This is a genomic window from Arthrobacter sp. StoSoilB5, from assembly GCF_019977235.1.
Classification (GTDB): Bacteria; Actinomycetota; Actinomycetes; order Actinomycetales; family Micrococcaceae; genus Arthrobacter.
The window spans coordinates 25,605-47,729 of the sequence record NZ_AP024646.1; the positions used below are offsets into that span (position 1 = coordinate 25,605).

The window sequence follows — 22,125 nt, forward strand, 5'->3', positions numbered from 1 at the left end:
CGCCCCTCAGCCCTTCTTGGTGTCGGTCGGCTTGGGGCTGGGGGTGCCTGTTGACGTGGCTGTGGGAGTCGGCACGGGGGCCGGGGCTTTGGCTACCGTTACCGTGACTGTCTTTCCCTGATCCACCTCGGTATTGAAGGTTTCGCTCTGCGCCGTGACCTTGCCGGGCGTCACCTGGGAGTTTTCCTGCTCCACCACTGTCATGGCCAGGCCGTTTTCCTTGAGCAGCGCTTCGGCTTCCGACTGGGCGAGACCGATCAGTTGGGGCATCAGCACTTTGCCTGAGGAGACCTGCAGCTCGACGTTGGAACCTGCTGCTATGGGCGCCCCCGGGGCCGGGCCCGTGGTGATGACGAGTCCGGTGGGAACCGTGGGGCTATGCGTCCTGACGCTGGAGATGTTGCCTGTGATTCCCAGACGCCGGAGGACGTCCCGGGCATCGGGCTCGGTGCGGCCCACAATGTCCGCAGGGATGGTAACCGAGCTGGGACCGCTGGAGATGTTGAGGATGACCTCAGCGTTTTGTTCCAGCATGGAGCCCGCAGTTGGTGCCGTGCCAATCGCCATGTCCTTGGCCACCGTGTCGCTTGCCACCCGTGCGGTTTTGGGCACCAGCTTGGCGGAGTAGAGCTCTTGGAGTGCTTGGGACTCCGACATGTTGGACACCGAGGGAACCGCCACCTTGGCCGGTACCGCGGCGGGGGCGTTGACCAGGCTGTAGATCCAGAACCCGGCGCCTGCCAGAACCAGGATGGTGAAGATCGCCAGCGTCGCGGCCCACATACGACGGCGGGACTTCTGGTGTGCGGTCCGCTCACGTTCGGGTGGGAGGTCCAATGGAAGCGCTTGGTCCAGCGGTTCCTCGATGGGATCCTCGCTGGCGTCTGTGTAGTGCTCTACATCCAGGTACCCAATGGCCGTGGTGCTCAACAGCTGCGTATCGGGGTCTTCCGATGAAATGAGGTCGTTCGGGTCAGTGGGTGCCTCGCTGGCGGAAAGCGCGGGAACAGGGATGCCGTTGCTCGCAGCCCTGAGGGCGCGGCGGAAGGCGGCAGCGTCCTGGAACCGGTCTGTCCGGTTCTTCTGGAGGGCCTTGGCAAGAACGGAATCCAAAGCCTCGGAGACGTCGGGGTTATGGACACTGGGAAGGTCCGGAGTCTCCCGTACGTGTTGGTAGGCCACCGAAACGGGGCTGTCGCCCACGAATGGCGGCCGGCTGGTCAGCAGTTCATAGAGAAGGCAGCCAGCAGAATAAAGATCGCTGCGCGCGTCAACGGTCTCGCCCCGCGCTTGCTCCGGGGAAAGATATTGGGCCGTTCCCACCACAGCCTGCGTCTGCGTCATGGTGGCGGCAGAGTCAGCCATAGCCCGTGCGATGCCAAAGTCCATGACCTTGACGTCTCCGGTATCCGCACAGACCATGACGTTGGCCGGCTTGATATCACGGTGCACAATGCCTGCCCGATGGCTGTACTCCAGTGCAGCGAGGACGCCAAGCGTATATCCGATGGAGTCTTCAACACCGAGTTCGTGGGCTTTGATCATGTCCCGCAAGGTCCGTCCGGCGACGAATTCCATCACGATGTATGGCACGCGCACGTCCTCACCCGGCCCGCCCGGGACAGAGTACTCACCCGTATCGAAGATGGCCACGATGGAAGGGTGGTTCAGTGCCGCGACTGCCTGGGCTTCGCGTTTGAAACGGGCCTGGAACTGGGGATCGCGGGCCAGGTCAGCACGCAGGACTTTGACTGCGATGGTGCGTCCCAGCAGGGTATCTGTCCCGCGGTACACGTCCGCCATGCCACCACGGCCGATCAGGTCACCGAGTTCGTAGCGACCATTGAGGAGGCGCTGCGAAGAGAGAGGTGTGCTCTCCTCTCGGTGCGCTGGACCGGGCCGTGGCGTAGACATGGCGGCTACTTAGTTGCTGGGGCTGCCGGAGCCGCTGGGGCTGGCACTCGGGGACGTCGGATTGCTCGGTACAACCGATTTGGACAGGTGGTACGTGACTACCGAACCAGCAGCAACCTTTGTTCCAGGAGCAGGCTCGGACCGTACGAAGGTGCCCGGTTTCTGGCCGACGGCACCGTTGACAGGATCACCCGGGACCCACCGAAGGTTCGCTGCTTCGATCAATCCACGGACCTCCTCCTCGCTGAGGCCGACACCGATGCTGGGCACCGACACCATTTCTGGACCCTTGGAGTACTGGACGGTGATAACTTCCCCAGGATCAACAGGACCGGTGGGGTTAAGGTCCGTTACTGTGCCTACCGCGGCAGTGTTGAATACTTCCTGCCCGTTTACTTGCAGGCCCAATCCAACGAGCTGGCTGCGGACGGTCTCAAACGGCTGTCCAAGGTACTCCTCAGGAATCAGGTTGATCTTCTGGGGAGTGGACTGCGTCGGCGTTGGGGATGGTGACTGGGACGTCTGCGTTGGGCTGGCCGATTGCGACGTTGGACTGGAGCTCCGGCTTGCGCTTGCGGATGTGGACTCGCTCGGACCCGGATTCGGGGAGAAGAATCCCGACTGAGAAATCAGGAAACCGACCAGTGCGAACAGCACCAACAGGATCAGGGCAACGAGCGGCCAGGTCCAGGGGCTGCGCTTCTTTCGCTCAGGCTCGACGTCGTCGTAATTATCGTCATCGCTGTAGATAACTTCTTCTTCGTCATTCAGCTGCCGCTCTGCCTCAAGCGCATTCGCGCGCGACAGGGGGTTGTCCGAGGAAGCTCCAACAGCAGCCCCGGCAGCGCCTCCAACAGCGGCAGCGGCGCCGAGCACCGGGAGTGCGGAAGTCGACGTCGTCGAGTGCTCCTTGCCAAACGGCGACGTAACGACGCCGGTGGGAGCCGTGGCGGTATTGACCGGTGCCGTGATGGGTCCAGTGGAGGCTTCGAAGAGGAGCATTCCCGGTACAGCGGCATGTGCGGTGGTGATGTCGCCGTTGCGGATAGCCTCAGCGGCCTCAGCCAGCTTGATGGCGTTCGCCGGACGGTTCTTGGGGTCCTTGGCGAGCATGGACATCAGGAGGGCCCGTACCGGAGTGGGCAGCGTCTCCGGAAGCGGCGGCGGAGCATCATTGACCTGTGCAAGGGCAATAGCGATCTGCGACTCACCGGAGAACGGACGGTGGCCGGTGAGGCATTCGTAACCAATGACGCCCAGCGAGTAGATGTCGGACGAGCCAGTGGCTGTCTGTCCTGTTGCCTGCTCCGGAGCAAGGTACTGGGCGGTCCCCATGACCTGCCCGGTCTGGGTCAGCGGCACCTGGTCGGCAAGGCGGGCGATACCGAAGTCGGTGACCTTGACCCGGTTGTCCGGCGTGATCAGGAGGTTACCCGGCTTGATGTCGCGGTGGACCAATCCCTGTGCGTGAGCCACTGCCAGTGCCCGGGCCGTCTGGGCCATGATCGAAAGGGTCATGTCAGGAGACAGGACCTGCTCGCGCTCAAGGATGCCGCTCAACGGATGGCCGGGTACGAGTTCCATGACCAGGTACGCAGAGCCGGCTTCTTCGCCGTAGTCGAAGACGTTGGCAATGCCCACGTGGTTAAGGAGTGCCGTGTGGCGGGCTTCGGCGCGGAAACGCTGGAGGAAACCGGGGTCTCCGGTGTATTCCTCCTTGAGCACCTTGATGGCAACGATCCTTCCCAGGATCTGGTCCTTGGCCTTCCAGACCTCGCCCATGCCGCCAATCGCAATGCGACTGGTCAGCTGGAACCTGCCGCCGAGTGTGATTCCCGAAGTAGGTCTCACTTATTCAACACCGCCTCAAAAATCTTCTTTGCGTTCGGACTGGTTAGCTTGGCGCCTGTGAGCACATCCACACCTTCCATGACGATGGTGACGGCCACTTGCGGATCGTTCGCCGGGGCAAACCCGGTGAACCAAGAGTTGTTCAAACCTGAATCACCGAGTTCGGCTGTACCGGTCTTGCCGGCCACCTGGACTCCCGGGACGGCAGCGCCGCTGGCGATGCCGTTGGAGACTGCGCTGCTCATCCATTGGGTGATCTGGTTTGCGATGGGTTGGGTGGTGCTCGTACGGAGGGCCTCGGGCTTGAACTCGCTGATCACCCGGAGGTCGGGAGCACGAACTGTCTTAATCAGGTTGGGCTTCATCTGCACACCACCGTTGGCGATCGCCGCCGTCATCAGGTTGATCTGCAACGGGGTTGCCTTGACGTCGCGCTGGCCCACTGACGACTGGGCAAGCTGTGCCTGGTCCAAGTCATGGGGGAAGACACTGACGGCCTGCTGGAGCTTGAGCTGGTCACCGAAGGTGTCGCCGAAGCCGAATTTCTCTGCCTGCGCCCGGATGGCGTCCTGGCCGAGGTCCAGCGCGATGCTCGCGAAGGGAGTGTTGCAGGACTGCTCCAGTGCGAAGGAGAAAGTGGCCGTTTCACGGACGTTGCAGTTACCGCCAGCGTAGTTAGGCAGGCTCGCACTTGAGCCCGGCAATGGCAGGCTGCTGGGGTTCGGCAGTTCACTGTCCTTGTTGTATTTGCCGGAATTCAAGGCGGCCGCAGTATCGACGAGCTTGAACACGGAGCCGGGCGACAACAAATTCCCCGTTGGTCCGCTGACGTTCTGATTCAAGTTGATGCCAGGAATCTGGTTCAGCTGTGCGTAGTTCGCCGCGGCGGCGGCCCTGTCATGAGTAGCGATCAGGTTGGGATCGTAGGACGGCTTGGAAACCATGGCCAGGATGGCGCCGGTTTTGGGGTTGGTCACTACGATCGATCCACGCTGACCTTCCGGGATGAGATCATAGGCAAGTTTCTGGATGGCGGGATCCAACGTCAGTTCCACCGAGGCGCCCTTGGGCTCATTGCCCAGGAACATCTGGCTGACACGGTCCAGGAATAGCTGGTCGGAATTGCCAGCCAACTGGTCACTGAGGGACTGTTCCAACCCCGTGGAACCAAAGCCCCGGGAGAAGTACCCAGTGATGCCGGCATAAAGTTCCGGCTGAGTGTACTTGCGTTGGAATGCGCAGGACTCGTTTCCCGCGACAGATTCGGCAATTGGCTTGCCGCCGACGATGATTGCCCCGCGGTCGTTGCAGAACGAGGCCAGGATGGCCCGCTGGTTCCAAGGATTGGCGTTAAGATCGTCAGCGCCAATGACCTGGACGTAGCTAATGGCGCCGAAGATCAACGCGAACATGGCGACGGCAGCCATCCAGGAACTTCTAATGGCCTGGTTCATGGGTGCTTCACCGCCTCCGTGGGTGCGCCCGGTGTGGGTACAGCGGCCGGCTTGCGTGCGGCCGGGTTGGTACTGCTTGCAGGGGGTTTATTGACCATCGGAGTTGTATCTATAGGCCCGCGGGCCGTGTTGGAGATCATGAGCAGGAGGCCGACGATGATCCAGTTGGCCAGGAGCGAGGAACCACCAGCGGCGAGGAATGGCGTGGTGAGGCCAGTCAGCGGGATAAGCCGGGTGACGCCGCCGATGACCACAAAGCATTGGAGCGCGATCGCGAAGGAGAGTCCGCACGCCAGCAGTTTGCCGAACGCATCGCGGGTGCCCAGCGCCGCACGGAAACCGCGCGTGAAAAGCAGCAGGTAGAGCATCACGACGGCGAACAGGCCAATGAGGCCGAGTTCTTCGCCGATGAGTGCCACGATCATGTCGCTGTTGGCGAAGGGAACCAGATCCGGCCTGCCTTGGCCAAGGCCCGTGCCCACCAAGCCGCCATCAGCCATGCCGAACAAGCCCTGCACGATCTGGCCACTGCCACCGGGTGACCTGCCAAAGACCTCAGGGGTAAAAGCGTTGATCCAGCTGTCGATCCTGAAGGCCACGTGCGAGAAGATCTTCGAAGCTATGAAGCCACCGCCAAGGATCAGGGCAAGGCCGATCACCACCCACGAGATACGGCTTGTGGCGACGTAGATCATCACAATGAACAGGCCGAAGAAAAGTACCGATGATCCGAGGTCGCGCTGGAATACGAGGACGCCAATGCTCACCAACCAGGCTGTGATCATCGGACCTAGGTCCTTGAAGCGCGGGAACTGCATGGGGCCGATCTTCCGGCCGGCCAGGAGGATCAGGTCCCGGTTGGAGGAAAGATACCCGGCGAAGAATATGGCCAGCGTGATCTTGGCGATTTCACCGGGCTGGAACGTCATCGGGCCGATCCGGATCCAAACGCTCGCACCCAGTACTTCGCCGGCAGAGATACCTGGAACCAGCGGGAGGATCAGCAGGAAAGCACTGGCCGCGAGGGAAATGTAGGTAAACCGGCGCAAGATTCGGTGGTCCTTGAGGAACCAGATCACGGCGATGGACACTGCCATGGCAATAAGCGTCCAACGGAGTTGGTTGTTTCCGGTGTCGTCCCCGGGCCCGTCCATGCGGTGGATCAAAGCAAGGCCGAGTCCATTCAGTGCCACGACGATGGGAAGTATTACCGGATCGGCATACTTAGCCCGAAGCCTCAGGACGACGTGGAAGGCAAAGGCGGCGACGGCGAGTAGGCTCGACTGGAACCAGAAGTCGCTGTCCAGCCCACTTTGGGAATTGATGCTCACCAATGCACTGGCGCCGATACCAACGGCAAGCGCAAGCACGATCAGCGCCAGTTCAACGTTCCGGCGCGCCTTGGGTGCAGTTTCAGTCTGGATCATTTGGCCGCCCCACAGGGAGTCGGAACGGGCGAAGGCGTGGGGCTGGCAACGGCTGCGGTACTTGGAATGGGAACACTCGTGGTGGTTGTAGGAGTGGGAGAAGCAGTGGTGCTCGGGCAGGATCCCGACGTACTGCCGTAGTTCTTCAGGTTCTCGACAATGCGCTGGGCGTCGCTAAGGTCTCCGGCCGGAACGGTCTGGCGAACACTCTGTTGGCCGTACTCGGGGAGAGACTCAACACGGAGGTCAGTGACAGCCTCCAGCCGCGACAGCTGGATAGGTCCGAGGCGCTGTGAAATGCCATTGAAGATCGCCACGCGGGAATCGTACTCGCCCACGTAATAGCGGGTCTGGGTCCAAGCGTAGCCAAGCCAGAGGCCAACAACGACGCCGAGCACAACAACAGCTGCGACAGAGGGCATGAGCCAGCGGATGCGGCGTCTTGCCGGTTCTTCGACTTCCAGGCGGTCCTGTTCGGCTTTGTGGGTCAAAACAGTGGCGGCGCGTCGTGCAACAGTGCGGCCCGCCACGGTTGGGATTGATCCGGTCTCGGCTGCTGTGGCCGCAGCGCCCACCAGCTCATGAGGACGGCTGGCCAACTCTTCGCGGAGTACCTCAGCGGAAAGGTGTTCACCCAGGTGGGGGTCAGTGATGGCAGGTGGCTCGTTGGACGTTCCGGATTCGTCCGCAGGCTCCGCTTTCTCCGAGGTGAGCTCGACTGTGGAGGTGGGACCTTCCGTCGGTTTAGCGGCAGCAGGAGATTCGGGCTCGTCCAGAGCGGCCAGCGCCGCCGGAGGAACGACGTCGACGGCGGCCGTGTTGACGTCGTCGTCGGTCTCCTCAACAATCTCCAACACGACCACGGTGACGTTGTCCGGGGCGCCGGCTTCCAGCGTGAGGTTCACGAGGATTTCCGCGCATTCCCGAAGGTCCTTGGTTTCCCGGACCACCCGCTCAACTACGTGGCCTGCGACGTAGTTGAGGCCATCTGAGCAGAGCAACCAACGCTCGCCCGGCTCGACGTCGAGGGCGTCCAAGTCCAGCTCCGGGCTGGCGTCGACGTCGCCCAGGACGCGCATCAGGACGTTCTTGTGCGGATGTGTTTCGGCTTCCTCGGGCCTGAGGCGGCCTTCATCAATGAGGCGCTGAACGAACGTGTGGTCGATGCTGACTTGCTCGAACTTCTTGTTCCGCAGGCGGTAGGCCCGCGAATCGCCGATGTGGGCGAAATGCAGTTTACGGTCCTCAAGGAGCAGGGCCGTGACGGTGGTGCCCATGCCGGAGAGTTTGGGATTCTGGTGCACCAACTCCGACAGTAGCGAATTGGCGGTCTGGATCTCATCGGCGAGGATCGTGTCTGCGCCGTCCGGGTAGTCGTCATGATCAAGGTGGATCATGTCCAGCACCGTGGAGGCAGAGGCGACGTCGCCGCCGGCGTGACCACCCATGCCGTCGGCCACGACCGCAAGATGGCGGCCCACATAAGCGGAGTCGTCATTCTTGGAGCGGATCCGTCCGACGTCGGAGCGCGCGGCGTAGCGCATGATCAACGGGCGCTCCGCAGGCCTTTCCTTGCCCTCGGGGGTCTCGGGAGAAGCCATGGACTACGGCCTCAATTCAATAACCGTCTTGCCGATTCTCACCGGAACGCCAAGCTCCACCGGCAAGGCACGGGTGAGCTGTTGGTCGGCCAGGTAGGTGCCGTTGGTGGACCCGAGGTCCTCAATGAACCAGCGGCTGCCCTGTGGGAACAAGCGTGCATGCCGGCCGGATGCGTAATCGTCTTCCAGGACCAGCGTGGCTTCCTGCGCGCGACCCAACAGGATGGGGCTGGCTGCCAGGGGAACAGTGGTGCCCTTGAGCGGGCCTTCAGTGACAACAAGGTTGCGCGCATGCTGGATGGCAGGCGGCGGGGACGCAGCCAATTCGGGGTGCTTGCGGACCTCGCGTGCCGTGGGGGCTCCGGTTACTGCCTTACGGCCGATCTGGAAGTCGCGCCGCATGGTGGACACGATGCTGAAGATCAACACCCACAGCAGCAGCAGGAAACCGAAGCGAAGTGCCGTGATGGTCAGTTCGCTGATGTCGTTCACGCGTGGCCACCCGTGGTCTGGGGGAGGAGGCGGAAAATAATCTTGGTACGTCCCATCGTGATGGTGGAGCCGTCGGTGAGTTCCACGCTGCCATCCACCTTGTGGCCGTTGACGTAGCTGCCATTGGTGGAACCAAGGTCAACGGCCCACGTAGTGCCGTTCTGGGTGCGGACCTCAAGGTGCTTCCTGGAAACTCCGGTGTCATCCACGAGGATGTCTGCTTCCGAAGAGCGTCCCAGGACGACTGACTGGGCATTGAGGGAATACCGCTGGCCGCCAATGTCCAGGACGGGCTGGAGTCGGGTGGGCTGCCGGGCGGGTGCAGCTGGAACATTCGGGCGTGGGGCCTGCGGAGCCGGAGCGGCATCGTCCGAGGATTTCTCGGTCCGCGAAGTTATTTCGAAGTGCCCGGCGCGTTCCTCTTCGTTTCGACGGAACGAAATCCGGACAGGACCTTGGAGCGTGTAGCCCTGGCTGCGAACGTGCTGGATGACGACATCGCACAGTTCTTCGGCCAGCGGAGTTCCCCACTCCTGGGCGCGTCCGAAATCTTCGTCGCTGAGGAGGACGTCGAACACATTGGGGGCGAGAGTGCGCCCGGCTGCGATGGTGATGGACTTATTGTCCAGCTCGCGCCGTAGCTTGCTCGCGATTTCCACCGGCTCAACACGCGCCCGCGACCCCGTGGAGAAGACGTTGCGGACAGCCTTTTCAATGCCGCGCTCGACTTTGTCCAGCAAACCCATGGCTCTTCTCCTTTCCTCGCCGCGGCACCCACTGTGCCTGGTTCAATACTCGGTGCTTCGACCCGTCCACGCACACAGCAAAGTGAGCGCCGAACGGCCCTTCCACTTCCCGATACTACTGGGAGTGTCTGGGAATGGCCTTAATCCACAACGCCTTACGACTCGGAAAAGTTCGCGTCCGGCCCGACCTGACGGGGGAGCGAGGGTGTGAAATTTCCGTGCCGTTAGGCAGAAGTTGTGCGGCTTTGGACCTCACGACAGCGTTGTTCCCAGCAAGGCGGGGACTCGATTGGTGTTTTGTCTGGAATGTCCGTTATGCTTGATCTCGCTGCTTTTGAAGGAAACGAAGCTGGGAGACCGGCGGAACGTCCTGAAAAAGAAGTTGCGCGCGAGTGGCGGAACGGCAGACGCGCTGGCTTCAGGTGCCAGTATCCGAAAGGGTGTGGGGGTTCAAATCCCCCCTCGCGCACGCAATTGAAAGAGCCCCGGTCTTAGGATCGGGGCTCTTTTGCTTTGTCCTGTGGACCTTTGGACTTGTCCCGTGGACGGTTGGATTTGTCCGGTGATGGTGACTTCCGGCTTGCCCCGTCAGCTGCGTGCGGAACCCTTGAACCGGCGTCGTGAATTGCTCAGGTGAAGGCGCATCGCTGCCGCGGCAGCGGCTGGGTCCCCGTCGGCGATGGCTGCGTATATAGAAGAGTGCTCGTGGACCACTTGTTCGAACCGTTCGCGGGAGTCCTGCTCTTCACCGCCCAGGAGGCGCGTGCGTGGCATGGTGATCATTGTTTGACCCAGGGCGGTGATGCAGTCCGTATAAAAGGGATTTCCTGAGGCTGCAGCAACGGCCCGGTGGAATTCGAAGTCAGCCTTCATGGAGTGGGCCGGGTGGCCGGAACTCGCGGTGAATTGCTCCAGCGCACCATGCACTGCCTTCAATTGGTGCCCCGTGTGGTTCAGGGCCGCCAACGCTGCTGCTTCGGTCTCGACGCCGATCCGGAAGTCGAGCATCTGCAACCGGTCTTCCATGCTGGAGACGGGACGCGTCCCGGGGGCCTGGGTAGGGCCGTCCGCTGGCGGGGTCAGCGCGAAGCTGCCCCGCCCACGTTCGGTTTCAACAAGGCCCTCTGCCTGCAAACGGGTCAGGGCGGAGCGGACCACTGTCCGGCTCACCCCGTACTCGTTGATGAGGGTGTTTTCGCTCGGGAGCTTCTCGCCTGGCTGGATGGCGCCGTCGACGATGCGGTTGCGAAGGTCGGCGGCGAGATCCGCGGTCAGGTTTCGGCTCATGGGTTCAAGATTACGCGCCGAATTCCACCGATTCGGTGGTCCAGGCGCGGGCCTGCCCGCTGAGCGTAACGCCCAGTCCGGGGCGGTCCGGAACGATCATCCGGCCATTCTTGGTCTCCAGGCGTTCCTCGAAGAGGGGATCCAGCCAGTCGAAGTGCTCCACCCAGGGTTCCCGCGGATAGGCAGCGGCCAAGTGCAGGTGGATCTCCATGGCAAAGTGTGGAGCCAGGCCAAGGCCGCGCTCATCCGCAAGTGCAGCGAGGCGCAGGAACTGGGTGATGCCGCCGACGCGAGGGGCGTCGGGCTGGATGATGTCACAACTGTTGGCGTTGATGAGGCCCTTGTGTTCCGCGACTGAGGCCAGCATTTCGCCAGTGGCGATGGGCGTGTCCAAAACGTGGGCAAGGTGCGCGTGGCCTTCAAAATCGTAGGCATCCAGCGGCTCTTCGATCCAGATGAGGTTGAATTCCTCGAGCTGGCGGCCCATGCGCAGGGCAGTCGCGCGATCCCACTGCTGGTTGGCGTCCACCATGAGGGGTACATCCCAGCCGATGTGCTCGCGGATGCCAGCCACGCGGCGGAGGTCTTCCTTGGAATCCGGCAGTCCCACCTTGATCTTGATGCCGCCGATGCCTTCCTCTATGGACTGCGTTGCGCGTGCCTTGACCTCGTCCAGTGTGGCGTTAAGGAAGCCGCCGGAGGTGTTGTAGGTCTGGACGGAGTCGCGATAGGAGCCCAGCAGTTTGGCCAGGGGGAGTCCGGCGCGCTTGGCTTTGAGATCGTAAAGCGCGATGTCGATGGCAGCCAGGGCCTGGGTTGCTACACCTGAGCGGCCCACTGAGGCTCCGGCCCAGAGGAGCTTGGTGTAGATCCTGCCGATGTCGTTGGGGTCCTCACCAATGATGCCCTCGGCAACTTCCTTCGCGTGGGCGTACTGGGCAGGACCGCCGGCGCGTTTTGAGTAGCTGAACCCAATGCCGCTATGGCCCTGCTCCGTGGTGATCTCGGCGAAGAGGAACACTACTTCGGTCATCGGCTTCTGGCGGCCGGTAAAGACCTTGGCGTCGCTTATGGGCACGGTGAGGGGCAAACGGGCCGTTGACAGTTTGATGTGGCGAATGAGATCTACAGGGCTCATGGTTCTCCTAAAGGGGCGAGGCATCCTTGCCTGACACTTAGGCTACAAGTTATTAACTTGTAGTACAAGTAATTTTCGACGGCTCCGGAATCACCGGGGAACGGGGCGCGTTGGGCGCGATCCGCCTCTGTGCTCGTAGACTCCCTGTGATGCAAGTACAAGAAACAGCCGTTAGGACTAAGGTGGCCATCGATCACATCGGCACCCGGGGCAGCAAGGCCGCGGGCAAGGCAGCCGTTTTGGGAAGGGCCCGGAAAAGCCTGGTGAAGGCCCTGGGCGCCATAGCCTTGTCGCTCGTCTTAATCGGCTGTTCAGGGATTGCTTCCGACCCCCATGGATCGTCTACGCCAGCTGGCGGTGGCTTCGATACCTTGACGGCCAGCGGGGCCGAACGCATCAAGTCCCAGGGATCCGCGAAGCTGGACATGACTACGGGGAAACTCGACAAGGAGGCCGTTGGCCTACCCGCGGACGCTGCCAAAGGCCCCCTGATCTTTGCTGAGGAGGGGCGCCAGATCCAGATCAGCATCGCCGGTCCGCGGGGAACGGTGTCTGGAAGCTCCGACACCCTGAGGTTCGCAACGGATTCCACCCGTCCTGATTTCAAGGAGGTTGCCTTCTACCACCGCTTGGATAACTGGGAGGATCTGGAAAAGGACGTTCGTGACGCCGTTTCCCGCTATGGTCTCGACGCCGATGATGCCGAATATTGGCTCCAGAACGTCAACAAGACCCGTAGCCCAGCCGAATTGCTGAACTACAGGCTGGGTCCAGGCACGTCTACCGGGTTGGCGGTCACCTACGACATTGCCTACGATGCCGTGGAACCATCGGTCATCAGCATCCGTGTGAACCCTTTGGAACGCTGAATCCTGGACGTGTCCCCATTTGCGCTATTGGTCGCCTGAGCTATCGGTAGGGGCTCCCCGCAGCGCCCCGAACCCGGTGATCAGGGCCTCAAGCCCCAAGCTAAAAGCAACGTCGGTGGGCCGTGGGTGCCGCTCCAAGGCGAGCCTGTCCACGGCTGCGGTGAAGTTGGGCACCTGGTCGGCAAGCGAGCCGGCGTCGAAAATGTCTTCGGGCGCGGTGACGTCGTACGCGGCCCCGAACACGAAGGCCTCCAAGGCAACAATTGCCGAAATGATCTTCTCTTCCGGGAACCCGGCGTCGCGGAATCCGGCGGTCACGGCCTCGTACATCGCCAGGGTCTTCGGGGCGTTCGCCACCGGGAGCACGGCAATGACGGGGATCAGCGGCGTATGCTCCGAGAACACATCCCGGTAGGACCACGCCCAGCGGCGTACGGCAACATCCCACGGCTCCACCCCAAAGGCGGACACATCAACCATGGCGGCCAGGTGGTCCTCCACCAGCAACAGCACGTCGTCCTTGGAGGCTACGTGGTTGTAGAGGGCGGATGGCGCCACGCCCAGCGAGCGTGCCAGGGCTGCCATGGTGAGTCCGTCGTAACCCTTGCTGCTGATCAACTCCAGGGCCGCCGTCGTGATGCCGTTCTGGTCCAGGATTCGCGCCATGGGCCGTCCGGCGCGCCGCCGTGCCTTACTGGCAGAAGCTGGGGCAGCGCCCGGCTCGGGTTCTGGAGCGGGTGTGGGTGCGGGCATCGGAAGCCTTTCTGCTGCCTGTATCTCCAGCATTATTCCATCGGGTCTTCCCACTCGCGGACTTGGCGGCTATTATCAAATATAAATGAATGCCATTCATTTATTGGTCAGCCACCACGGACGGCCACGGAGAGGACATCATGCAAAATCTTGATCGCGACGTTGTGATCGTCGGTGCCGGACCGTCAGGGTTGACGGCGGCACGCGAATTGAAGAGGGCCGGACTCAGCGTCGCAGTGCTTGAAGCACGTGACCGCGTGGGCGGCCGCACCTGGACCGACACCATCGACGGCGCCATGCTGGAGATCGGCGGCCAGTGGGTATCCCCGGACCAGACAGCCCTCATGGATCTGCTGGACGAGCTCGGACTGAAAATGTACCCCCGGTACCGCGACGGGGAGTCCGTCTACATCGGCGCCGACGGCAAGCGCGTCCAGTACACCGGTGATACCTTCCCTGTGAACGAAACAACCAAGGCCGAGATGGACAAGTTGGTGGCCATCCTGGACGGCCTCGCGGCGGAGATCGGCCCCACCGAGCCCTGGGCCCACCCCAAGGCGCGCGAGCTGGACACCATCTCCTTCCACCACTGGCTCCGCCAGAATTCGAATGACGAGGAAGCCTGCAATAACATCGGGCTCTTCATCGCCGGCGGCATGCTGACAAAGCCCGCACACGCCTTCTCGGCGCTGCAGGCCGTCCTCATGGCCGCTTCCGCAGGCTCCTTTACACACCTGACGGACGAAGACTTCATCCTCGACAAGCGCGTTATTGGTGGTATGCAGCAGGTTTCGCTGCTGCAGGCAGCCGAGCTGGGTTCCGACGTCGTACTTAACAGCCCGGTTCGCACCATCAACTGGGACGTCGACCGCGTGACGGTTGAATCGGAGCAGGCCACGGTGAACGCACGGTATGTGATCATGGCGGTGCCACCAAACCTGTACTCACGCGTTTCCTTCAACCCGCCGCTGCCGCGCCGCCAGCACCAGATGCACCAGCACCAGTCGCTGGGCCTTGTCATCAAGGTCCACGCCGTTTACAGCACGCCGTTCTGGCGCGAAGACGGCCTCTCCGGCACGGGATTCAGCGCCGGCGCCCTGGTCCAGGAGGTCTACGACAACACCAACCACGGCGACTCCCGCGGCACGCTGGTGGGCTTCGTGTCCGACGAAAAGGCCGACGCCGTGTTCGAGCTCAGCGCCGAAGACCGCAAGAAGGCCGTCCTGGAATCGATCGCCGGATTCCTGGGCGACAAGGCCCTCACGCCCGAGGTCTACTACGAATCCGACTGGGGCTCGGAGGAATGGACCCGCGGAGCGTACGCTTCCAGCTACGACCTCGGCGGACTCCACCGCTACGGCAAGGACCAGCACACGAACGTGGGACCGATCTACTGGTCCTCGTCCGACCTCGCCGCCGAGGGCTACCAGCACGTTGACGGCGCAGTCCGGATGGGCCAGGCGACCGCTGCCCGGATCGTCGAGGCCAACAAGTTGAGCGCACTGCCGGTCGGCTAGGACACGGCGGATTTGGCCCTCCGCCTGGGACACGCGCCGAGGTGGCACTAAACACCCACGTTCCCGCACGGGAATTGGTGTTTGTCACCTCGGCGTGGATAGTCCGGCTGGCGGTACGCCTGCCGCACGTTCCGCTTCGATCAGTGCCTGGGCAAGACGCTCGACGGCGGCCCGGTAGTCAGTCCCGGGCGTCACCCTGCAGCGCTCGGCCTCGCGCATGGCACGGGCAAGTGCCGCTGTCTCGGCCGCTCTTACGTCCGTCATTGCCGGGAAGTCTATTGCTTGCCCAGGATCGAGTTCGTAGCGCCGCCACTGCTGGAGAATGCTCGCGTGGCGGGCCGCTGCTTCCGCAAAGCCAGGACGACGCCGGGGCTCGGCTGCGTGGATCCGTTCCACCCGGCGGCTGGAGGCCAATGTTCCCGCTGCGGTGGCCACCGCAACGAAGACCATGATGAGTCCGGCTGGCGCCCATTCCACTGCGGGAACCAGGATGGCGGGAAGAATCACCACCAGGCCCGCGAAGAGATCCCAGAAGATCGTGTCCGGTTCCGGGCCGCGCCCATGCGTGAGTTTTCTGTGGAGAACGAACGTGGTTGCCGCTGTTGCGAGCACCAAGGCTACGCCCCACAGGAGCATCATGGCGGGCATTGGACCACCTCCAAGCGAGTACGCGCTGCTGTGATTTCAGTATGCGCCTGTGTCCGTCCCCGGGCGTAGCCTAGGCACCATGAGACTGAAAATGTGCAGCATCCACGTCAAGGACCCCGCTACAGCCCATGCCTTCTATACGGAGACGCTCGGCTTCGAGACCCTGATGGCCATGCCGGAGTACAACCTCTTCATCATCAAGGACCCTGGCGCAGACAACAGCTCCGTGGGACTCCTGCTGGAACCCAGTGACAACCCAATAGGTGCCAACTACATGAACGCTCTGCACGAGGCCGGGCTCGCTGCGATCACCTTTGGCGTGGCTGACGTCCAGGCTGAATATGAGCGCCTGATGGCTGCCGGCGTGACGTTCCAGGGCGAACCTGCTGAGGATTTCTCCGGCATCAGCGCAGTCTTCGACGACGGCTGCGGGAACTTCGTCCAGCTCCATCAGGACTAGTTAAACAGCTGTGGCCGGGACCAACGGGTCCCGGCCACAGCCAACTCAAAAGCTATGCGTGATCCCGCTTCGACGTCTTCGGGGCATCGCGTTTGGCGGCCGCGTTGTCCTTGGCTTCCTTCGTGGCCGCCTTCTTCGCGGCTTCATCCTTGACGCGCTGGGCCTCAGCGCGGACCGCAGCGTGGGTGGCGCGCTCCACAACCAGCCACTGCGGCGGAGCCTGCAGCAGCTCGGTGATTTCCGCCGTCGTGAGGGCTTCTTCCACGCCACCGCGGGCGAGGCCGCTAATAGAGACGTTCAGCTTCTGTGCCACAACCGGGCGCGGGTGCGGACCGTTGCGGCGGAGTTCAGCGAGCCACTCCGGCGGGTTGGCTTGGAGTTCGGCGAATTCTTCGCGGGAGATGGACGAATCCTGGAACTCCTGGGGTGTCGCGGGCAGGTAGATGCCGAGTTTCTTGGCTACGGTTGCCGGCTTCATGGACTGGGAGTTGGAGGACGTCATGCTTCAAGGGTATCTGGCCGGTACTGTGAGTGTGTGCCAGCACCTGAAGAATCCGCCCAATTCACCGAGCCCCCCACCGAGCTTCGCTTCGCTTATGTTGCGGGTGTGACGCCTGGGAAATGGATCCGGCGCTGGGAAGAGCGGATGCCGGACGTTCCGTTGCACGCGTTCATGTCCGACGACGGTGCGCAACTTTCGGTGCTGCGTGACGGTTCCGCTGACCTCAGCTTTGTGCGGTTGCCGGTGGACCGCGAAGGCCTGAATGTCATTCCTCTCTATGAAGAGCAGCCGGTGGTGGTGGCGCCCAAGGGGCACGAGATCTCCGTGTTTGAAGAAGTCGCGCTGGAGGACCTGTCCGAGGAAAACTTCCTGGATGTGGAGGAAATGGGCGGGCCGTCCATGGCCCTCCAGATGGTGGCATCCGGAGCCGGATTGGCTATCCTGCCTATGTCCGTCGCCCGGCACTTTAACAACAAGCAGACTGTGATGCGGCTTCTGACTGGCGCTCCTGGGACGCAGATTGGCCTCGCTTGGCTTGCCGGAACGGATAGCCCGGTGATCGAGGAGTTCATTGGGATCGTGCGTGGCCGGACCGCGCAGAGTTCCCGTCAGCCGTCGGCCCAGCAGGAGAAGCCGAAGAAGGCGCCCAAGCCGGATCGTCGTGGGGGCGGCGCCAAAAAGCCCGCGGTGGCGCAACGCTATGCCCCGAACCCGGACAAGGGCCGCGGCAAGGGTTCGCGCAAGAAGGGCAAGCGCTAAGGCTCCTGCCCACGCCGGGAATCTACGGCTATTCGCCGTGAACTGCCTTCTGTTGCTGCTCCGAACGGTTGAGGTAGGCGAGTAGAAGGTCCCCGGCGCGGTCGAGATCGCCTGATTCCAGAGCTGAGCAAATCTGCTCGTTTTCCTTGAGCCAGTCGCTGTAGAAGTTCGCATTGACCGTGGCCTTGTGGAAGTACAGCCGCATCTCGGCGAGAACCTGGGCCATGATCGTGTTGAGCCGCCCGCTCTCGGCAAGGCCAACGATCGCGCCGTGGAAGTGCTGGTTGGCGCTGCCGAGGCCTTCGTTATCGTCTGCCGCTGCAGCGCGTTTGCCTTCTTCGACGGCGGCCCTCACCGCGGCGATGCGCTCCGGGGAGCCTCCGGCCCGGATGGAGCTGACCTCGATGGCCCTGCGCACGGTGTAGACATCGTGGATGTCGCCGGCTTCCAGCGTGGCCACGTAAACGCCCCGGTTCGGTTGACGCACCAGCAGACGCTCGCTGGCCAGCTCGGCGAAGGCTTCGCGCACAGTGTTCCGGGATACGCCGAGGTCCTCCGCGATTGCGGCTTCAGTCAATTTGGTGCCGGGCAGCAGCATGCCTTCGGCAAGTTGATAGCGCAGTTCATCAGCCACCCGCTCGGCAACGGACGGGACGGCTATGCGCATACGGGCCCGGGCGCCGCTGATGCCCGCGTTGCCGGTTGCGACAGAGGCAGCGGAAGCACCGCGCGATTCGCGAAATCCCTGATCTGCACTGGCCATGACTCAAAATTTACACGATTGCCGAAAACTAGGATTGCTGAATTGTTGAACAATCCAACACTTTGGTGCATCCTAGATGTAACGCACTTCATGAGACAGGGATCACACCATGGCAATCATCGACCTGAACAGCGACGTTGGAGAGTCCTTCGGACGTTGGACGCTCGGCGACGATGCCGCCATGTTTGAGTCTGTTTCCAGTGCCAACGTTGCGTGCGGATTCCACGCTGGCGACCCCAGCGTTATTCGCAGCACCTGCAAGAAGGCGGCTGAGGCCGGCGTCGTGGTTGGCGCCCACGTTGGCTACCGCGATCTGGCGGGTTTCGGCCGCCGTTTCCTGGACATCGATCCCGTGGAACTGGCCGACGACGTCGTGTACCAGATCGGCGCCCTGCAGGCGTTGGCCGCAACAGCCGGCGCAACCGTCCAGTACGTCAAGCCCCACGGCGGCCTGTACAACGCGATCGTCAAGCATACGGCGCAGGCAAAAGCCGTCGTCGACGCCGTGAAATCGGTTGACCCCAACCTTCCGATCCTCGGCCTTCCAGGTTCCGAAGTCCTGCGTCTCGCTGAGGAAGCCGGCCTCCGTGGCGTTTCTGAAGCGTTCGCGGACCGCTCCTACAACCCGGACGGAACCCTCGTCTCGCGCTCACAGCCAGGCGCGATCCTGCATGACCCCGCTGAAGTAGCGGAGCACGTTTTGCGGATGGCCACCGATCAGTCCGTCAGGACGATCGATGGTTCCATCCTGAAGATCCGCGCAGAGAGCATCTGCGTGCATGGTGACTCGCCGGGAGCCGTCGCAATGGCTACCGCTGTGAAGTCCGCACTCGGCGACGCCGGCGTAAGCATCGGCTCGTTCGTCTAGCCCATCCCGGGCCCCGCGCTACAAAACCCTCATCCCCCGGAGGAAACCATGACCAGCACCAACGCAGCAAAAGCCGTGACAAGGAAGCCACCAGCCGGCGCCCTCAAGGCTTACATAGCCAGCCTCACAGGCACATCGCTTGAGTACTATGACTTCGCCATTTACTCAGTGGCTTCAGCACTTGTCTTCCCCAAGATCTTTTTCCCGGGCAATGATGAGTTCGTCGCACTGCTGCTCTCCTTCTCCGCTTTTGCGGTGGGCTACCTGGCCCGTCCGATCGGTGGCGTCATCTTTGGCCGCTTGGGCGACAAGATTGGCCGCAAGTACGTCCTGGTGTTCACCCTGGTGCTCATCGGCGTTGCGACCGTACTCATCGGCGCACTGCCCGATTACTCGGTGATTGGCGTGGCGGCACCCACTATCCTGGTGCTTCTTCGCCTCGCCCAGGGCATCGGCGTCGGCGGCGAATGGGGCGGAGCGGTTCTGCTGTCCAGCGAATTCGGCGACCCCAACAAGCGTGGCTTCTGGTCCTCCGCTGCCCAGATCGGCCCGCCTGCAGGCAACCTGATGGCCAATGGCGTCCTCGCCATACTTGCTGCTTCGCTGAGCAATGAAGCCTTCCTCTCCTGGGGCTGGCGCGTCGCCTTCCTCGCCTCAGCACTTCTGGTGGTCTTTGGCCTGATCATCCGCCTCAAGCTCGAAGAAACCCCTGTCTTCAAGGCAATCCAGGCCCATGGCGAGCGTCCGAAGGCGCCGATCAAGGAAGTTTTCACCACCCAGCCCAAGGCCTTGGTCTCCGCGGCGCTCTCCCGCGTTTGCCCTGACATCCTCTACGCGTTGTTCACCGTGTTCGTCGCTGTGTATGCCACCAAGCAACTGGGCATGACCACCGGCAATGTCCTTGCCGCCATCCTCATCGGCTCCGCGTTCCAGCTCTTCCTGATCCCGCTGGCAGGCGCCTTGACGGACCGGTTCAACCGCCGCCTCGTCTACGGCATTGCCGCTGCAGCAACAGCTGCCTACATCCCGGTCTTCTTCCTCATGATCCAGGGCAAGTCCGTGGCCATGCTGACCATCGGTACCGTCATTGGCTTGGCCCTCCACGCCTTCATGTACGGCCCGCAGGCAGCGTTCATTACTGAGCAGTTCCCAGCCCGCCTCCGCTATGCCGGCAGCTCGCTGGCGTACACCCTGGCTGGCGTGATTGGTGGGGCCATTGCGCCCATCATCTTCACCGCTCTCTACGGCGCGGCATCCGGCGGCTGGTATTTGATCGCCGCATACATCCTCCTGGCTGCCATCGTCACGATCGTGGGCATGCTTCTGGGCCGGGATCCGAAGCCCGAAGAAGACGTTCGCCTGCTTCAGGAATCGCCCGCCTAATAGGCGGCGAAGCCGATGATGGAGACCGTGATGCAAACGACCACCGCGAAGCAAACGAGTACAGCGAAAAGGGTCCGCTCCGTGCGACCCGTTGGCACCCGCGCCGTCCTGGCCGAGCTGGACGGGTTGCAGGATGTACTTGCCCTGCAGGACATGCTCTACAAGTCCCCGCTCCCTGGCCAGGTTGACGTGCTGGCAGCGGCCGAAACGGTTATGGTCGTTGGCGAATCCGCGGCCGCAACCCGCGCCATCGGCGCGCGGCTATTGGAACTCGAGCTCACCAAACCCGAGGTTACTGACTCCGGGCTGGTGGTCATCGATACCGTTTACGACGGCGATGACCTCGCCGACGTCGCGGAACTCACCGGACTGAGCGTGGAGGGCGTGGTTGCCGCGCACACCGGGCAGATCTGGACAGTTGCTTTCGCAGGCTTCGCTCCCGGGTTCGGCTACATGGTGGGCGAGAACGATGCCCTCACGGTTCCCCGCCGCCCCTCACCGCGCACGGCAGTTCCCGCTGGATCGGTGGCCCTCGGCGGCCAGTACTCGGCGGTCTATCCGCGGCGTTCCCCGGGCGGTTGGCAACTAATTGGCCGAACGGGAGCCCGGATGTGGGACCTGGACCGGGCCCAACCGGCCTTGGTTCGTCCCGGCGACAGGGTGCAGTACCGCGCTGTTCGGGAAGTTGTCACAGCCAGCGCGGAACACGAATCTGAACCCGAGGCTGATCACCACACGGACTCCGGGCTGCGGGTACTCAACCCCGGCGCGCAGAGCCTCATCGAGGACCTTGGCCGCAGAGGTTACGGGGCCTTGGGGGTCTCCGCTGCCGGTGCCTTGGACAGGGCGTCGCTGCGCCGCGCCAACCGGCTGGTCGGCAACAGCTCATCGGCCGCCGCGATAGAGGCCGTCAACGGCGGGCTAAGCGTGGAAGCTGTCGGGGATCAGGTGATTGCCGTTACCGGTGCGCCGACGACGCTGACTATCCAGCCGCCGTCGTGGGCTGAATCCGAGGAGTCCGCTGCCGACGCCCACGTAGGCGAAATACGCACCGTCCCTATGGCCGCGCCTTTCGCCCTGCTCGACGGCGAAGTACTCACCCTGGGACCGCCCGGGTCCGGATTCCGGAACTACGTCGCAATCCGCGGCGGCATAGCGGTTCCGGAAGTCCTGGGGAGCCGGTCAGCCGATACGATGTCCGGGATCGGACCTGCGCCACTGCTGGTTGGACAGGAGCTCCCGGCGGGCGATGCCACGGCCTCCACGGCGGTTGGAAGCCCGGAGCTGCAACCGGAATTCCCGGGTGCCGGTGTCACTGTGCTCGATGTCGTTCCAGGACCGCGCGCAGACTGGTTCGACCAGTCCGCGATCGAGTCGCTAACAAGCCAGGAATGGCTTGTCACGCCGCAGTCCAACCGCGTGGGCATGCGACTGGATGGCACACCGTTGAATCGTGCCCGCGAGGGCGAGCTCCCCAGCGAGGGCACCATGGCCGGAGCCCTCCAGATCCCCCCCGCCGGCCTCCCCGTTCTGTTCCTGGCCGACCACCCGATCACCGGCGGATATCCCGTGATCGGCGTGGTGCGCGACGAACACCTTGACCTCGCCGGGCAGGTCCCTATTGGCGGACGGATCCGGTTCCGGTTCGTCCCCGATTCCCCCGACTTCACCAAGACCCCAGAGAAGTGAGTAT

At 62.8% G+C, this 22,125-nt stretch carries 20 protein-coding genes and 1 tRNA gene; 8 read left to right on the plus strand and 13 right to left on the minus strand.

Annotation, left to right across the window (positions count from 1 at the left end; translation table 11 throughout):
* Positions 1-6 precede the first annotated feature (6 nt).
* The 7 genes from pknB to LDN75_RS00170 are packed head-to-tail and all read right to left on the minus strand — an operon-like array spanning position 7 to position 9,485.
* The gene (gene pknB, locus LDN75_RS00140) at positions 7-1,914 is read right to left on the minus strand and encodes a Stk1 family PASTA domain-containing Ser/Thr kinase (RefSeq protein WP_223935204.1); all 1,908 of its coding nucleotides are present in this window, start codon (positions 1,912-1,914) and stop codon (positions 7-9) included.
* Between the two features lie 9 nt (positions 1,915-1,923).
* Positions 1,924-3,765 (minus strand): protein kinase, encoded by a 1,842-nt coding sequence (locus LDN75_RS00145; protein ID WP_223935205.1) that lies wholly within the window; start codon positions 3,763-3,765, stop codon positions 1,924-1,926.
* Positions 3,762-5,219: a penicillin-binding protein 2 gene (locus LDN75_RS00150; RefSeq protein WP_223935206.1), complete on the minus strand. Its 1,458-nt coding sequence runs from the start codon at positions 5,217-5,219 to the stop codon at positions 3,762-3,764. The genes LDN75_RS00145 and LDN75_RS00150 overlap by 4 nt, the downstream gene beginning before the upstream one ends.
* Positions 5,216-6,646: an FtsW/RodA/SpoVE family cell cycle protein gene (locus LDN75_RS00155; protein WP_223935207.1), complete on the minus strand. Its 1,431-nt coding sequence runs from the start codon at positions 6,644-6,646 to the stop codon at positions 5,216-5,218. The genes LDN75_RS00150 and LDN75_RS00155 overlap by 4 nt, the downstream gene beginning before the upstream one ends.
* Positions 6,643-8,247: a PP2C family serine/threonine-protein phosphatase gene (locus tag LDN75_RS00160; protein ID WP_223935208.1), complete on the minus strand. Its 1,605-nt coding sequence runs from the start codon at positions 8,245-8,247 to the stop codon at positions 6,643-6,645. The genes LDN75_RS00155 and LDN75_RS00160 overlap by 4 nt, the downstream gene beginning before the upstream one ends.
* 3 nt (positions 8,248-8,250) lie before the next feature.
* Positions 8,251-8,730 (minus strand): FHA domain-containing protein, encoded by a 480-nt coding sequence (locus LDN75_RS00165; RefSeq protein WP_031216763.1) that lies wholly within the window; start codon positions 8,728-8,730, stop codon positions 8,251-8,253.
* A 5-nt stretch (positions 8,731-8,735) separates the two neighbouring features.
* Complete coding sequence (locus LDN75_RS00170; RefSeq protein ID WP_223935209.1) at positions 8,736-9,485, minus strand: DUF3662 and FHA domain-containing protein; 750 nt, start codon at positions 9,483-9,485, stop codon at positions 8,736-8,738.
* A 386-nt stretch (positions 9,486-9,871) separates the two neighbouring features.
* On the opposite strand from LDN75_RS00170, the gene LDN75_RS00175 reads away from it, so the two are divergent.
* Positions 9,872-9,954, plus strand: a tRNA-Leu gene (locus LDN75_RS00175).
* A gap of 119 nt (positions 9,955-10,073) precedes the next feature.
* Here LDN75_RS00175 and LDN75_RS00180 read toward each other — a convergent pair.
* Both LDN75_RS00180 and LDN75_RS00185 read right to left on the minus strand, forming a co-directional pair.
* Positions 10,074-10,772, minus strand: a complete 699-nt coding sequence (locus LDN75_RS00180) for an FCD domain-containing protein (protein ID WP_223935210.1) — start codon at positions 10,770-10,772, stop codon at positions 10,074-10,076.
* A gap of 10 nt (positions 10,773-10,782) precedes the next feature.
* Entirely contained in the window at positions 10,783-11,910 is a 1,128-nt protein-coding gene (locus LDN75_RS00185; RefSeq protein WP_223935211.1) for a mandelate racemase/muconate lactonizing enzyme family protein, read from the minus strand.
* Positions 11,911-12,092: 182 nt separating this feature from the next.
* On the opposite strand from LDN75_RS00185, the gene LDN75_RS00190 reads away from it, so the two are divergent.
* On the plus strand, positions 12,093-12,779 hold the full coding sequence (locus tag LDN75_RS00190) for a hypothetical protein (protein ID WP_223935212.1): 687 nt from the start codon (positions 12,093-12,095) through the stop codon (positions 12,777-12,779).
* A gap of 24 nt (positions 12,780-12,803) precedes the next feature.
* On the opposite strand, the gene LDN75_RS00195 is transcribed toward LDN75_RS00190, so the two are convergent.
* A complete protein-coding gene (locus LDN75_RS00195; protein WP_223935213.1) occupies positions 12,804-13,565 on the minus strand; it encodes a TetR/AcrR family transcriptional regulator in 762 nt (253 codons plus the stop codon).
* 107 nt (positions 13,566-13,672) lie between these two features.
* Here LDN75_RS00195 and LDN75_RS00200 point away from each other — a divergent pair, with 107 nt between their 5' ends.
* Positions 13,673-15,049: an NAD(P)/FAD-dependent oxidoreductase gene (locus LDN75_RS00200; RefSeq protein ID WP_263422412.1), complete on the plus strand. Its 1,377-nt coding sequence runs from the start codon at positions 13,673-13,675 to the stop codon at positions 15,047-15,049.
* 84 nt (positions 15,050-15,133) lie between these two features.
* On the opposite strand, the gene LDN75_RS00205 is transcribed toward LDN75_RS00200, so the two are convergent.
* On the minus strand, positions 15,134-15,697 hold the full coding sequence (locus LDN75_RS00205) for a hypothetical protein (RefSeq protein WP_223935215.1): 564 nt from the start codon (positions 15,695-15,697) through the stop codon (positions 15,134-15,136).
* Positions 15,698-15,776: 79 nt separating this feature from the next.
* Between LDN75_RS00205 and LDN75_RS00210 the strand changes: the two genes are divergently transcribed.
* On the plus strand, positions 15,777-16,157 hold the full coding sequence (locus LDN75_RS00210) for a VOC family protein (protein ID WP_223935216.1): 381 nt from the start codon (positions 15,777-15,779) through the stop codon (positions 16,155-16,157).
* A gap of 52 nt (positions 16,158-16,209) precedes the next feature.
* On the opposite strand, the gene LDN75_RS00215 is transcribed toward LDN75_RS00210, so the two are convergent.
* Positions 16,210-16,659 carry a DUF5997 family protein gene (locus LDN75_RS00215; protein WP_223935217.1) on the minus strand — a complete coding sequence of 150 codons (450 nt, stop codon included), beginning with the start codon at positions 16,657-16,659 and terminating at the stop codon, positions 16,210-16,212.
* 33 nt (positions 16,660-16,692) lie between these two features.
* On the opposite strand from LDN75_RS00215, the gene LDN75_RS00220 reads away from it, so the two are divergent.
* Entirely contained in the window at positions 16,693-17,418 is a 726-nt protein-coding gene (locus tag LDN75_RS00220; protein WP_223935218.1) for a LysR family transcriptional regulator substrate-binding protein, read from the plus strand.
* 28 nt (positions 17,419-17,446) lie between these two features.
* Here LDN75_RS00220 and LDN75_RS00225 read toward each other — a convergent pair whose 3' ends face one another.
* Entirely contained in the window at positions 17,447-18,085 is a 639-nt protein-coding gene (locus tag LDN75_RS00225; RefSeq protein WP_223937681.1) for a GntR family transcriptional regulator, read from the minus strand.
* 205 nt (positions 18,086-18,290) lie between these two features.
* On the opposite strand from LDN75_RS00225, the gene LDN75_RS00230 reads away from it, so the two are divergent.
* Genes LDN75_RS00230 through LDN75_RS00240 form a run of 3 tightly spaced genes read left to right on the plus strand, consistent with a single transcriptional unit; the run spans position 18,291 to position 22,121 of the window.
* Positions 18,291-19,049 (plus strand): 5-oxoprolinase subunit PxpA, encoded by a 759-nt coding sequence (locus tag LDN75_RS00230; protein WP_223935219.1) that lies wholly within the window; start codon positions 18,291-18,293, stop codon positions 19,047-19,049.
* A 48-nt stretch (positions 19,050-19,097) separates the two neighbouring features.
* On the plus strand, positions 19,098-20,432 hold the full coding sequence (locus LDN75_RS00235) for an MFS transporter (protein WP_223935220.1): 1,335 nt from the start codon (positions 19,098-19,100) through the stop codon (positions 20,430-20,432).
* A gap of 18 nt (positions 20,433-20,450) precedes the next feature.
* On the plus strand, positions 20,451-22,121 hold the full coding sequence (locus LDN75_RS00240; RefSeq protein WP_223937682.1) for a 5-oxoprolinase/urea amidolyase family protein: 1,671 nt from the start codon (positions 20,451-20,453) through the stop codon (positions 22,119-22,121).
* Positions 22,122-22,125 lie beyond the last annotated feature (4 nt).

What these genes read in the sequence shown, in the direction of transcription:
- LDN75_RS00230 (WP_223935219.1), top strand. Translation starts at nt 18,291, where the DNA reads ATGGCAATCATCGACCTGAACAGCGACGTTGGAGAGTCCTTCGGACGT.
- LDN75_RS00195 (WP_223935213.1), bottom strand. Translation starts at nt 13,565, where the DNA reads ATGCTGGAGATACAGGCAGCAGAAAGGCTTCCGATGCCCGCACCCACA.
- LDN75_RS00185 (WP_223935211.1), bottom strand. Translation starts at nt 11,910, where the DNA reads ATGAGCCCTGTAGATCTCATTCGCCACATCAAACTGTCAACGGCCCGT.
- LDN75_RS00150 (WP_223935206.1), bottom strand. Translation starts at nt 5,219, where the DNA reads ATGAACCAGGCCATTAGAAGTTCCTGGATGGCTGCCGTCGCCATGTTC.
- LDN75_RS00170 (WP_223935209.1), bottom strand. Translation starts at nt 9,485, where the DNA reads ATGGGTTTGCTGGACAAAGTCGAGCGCGGCATTGAAAAGGCTGTCCGC.
- LDN75_RS00160 (WP_223935208.1), bottom strand. Translation starts at nt 8,247, where the DNA reads ATGGCTTCTCCCGAGACCCCCGAGGGCAAGGAAAGGCCTGCGGAGCGC.
- pknB (WP_223935204.1), bottom strand. Translation starts at nt 1,914, where the DNA reads ATGTCTACGCCACGGCCCGGTCCAGCGCACCGAGAGGAGAGCACACCT.
- LDN75_RS00225 (WP_223937681.1), bottom strand. Translation starts at nt 18,085, where the DNA reads ATGCGCATAGCCGTCCCGTCCGTTGCCGAGCGGGTGGCTGATGAACTG.
- LDN75_RS00180 (WP_223935210.1), bottom strand. Translation starts at nt 10,772, where the DNA reads ATGAGCCGAAACCTGACCGCGGATCTCGCCGCCGACCTTCGCAACCGC.
- LDN75_RS00240 (WP_223937682.1), top strand. Translation starts at nt 20,451, where the DNA reads ATGGAGACCGTGATGCAAACGACCACCGCGAAGCAAACGAGTACAGCG.
- LDN75_RS00155 (WP_223935207.1), bottom strand. Translation starts at nt 6,646, where the DNA reads ATGATCCAGACTGAAACTGCACCCAAGGCGCGCCGGAACGTTGAACTG.
- LDN75_RS00210 (WP_223935216.1), top strand. Translation starts at nt 15,777, where the DNA reads ATGAGACTGAAAATGTGCAGCATCCACGTCAAGGACCCCGCTACAGCC.
- LDN75_RS00200 (WP_263422412.1), top strand. Translation starts at nt 13,673, where the DNA reads ATGCAAAATCTTGATCGCGACGTTGTGATCGTCGGTGCCGGACCGTCA.
- LDN75_RS00215 (WP_223935217.1), bottom strand. Translation starts at nt 16,659, where the DNA reads ATGACGTCCTCCAACTCCCAGTCCATGAAGCCGGCAACCGTAGCCAAG.
- LDN75_RS00205 (WP_223935215.1), bottom strand. Translation starts at nt 15,697, where the DNA reads ATGCCCGCCATGATGCTCCTGTGGGGCGTAGCCTTGGTGCTCGCAACA.
- LDN75_RS00235 (WP_223935220.1), top strand. Translation starts at nt 19,098, where the DNA reads ATGACCAGCACCAACGCAGCAAAAGCCGTGACAAGGAAGCCACCAGCC.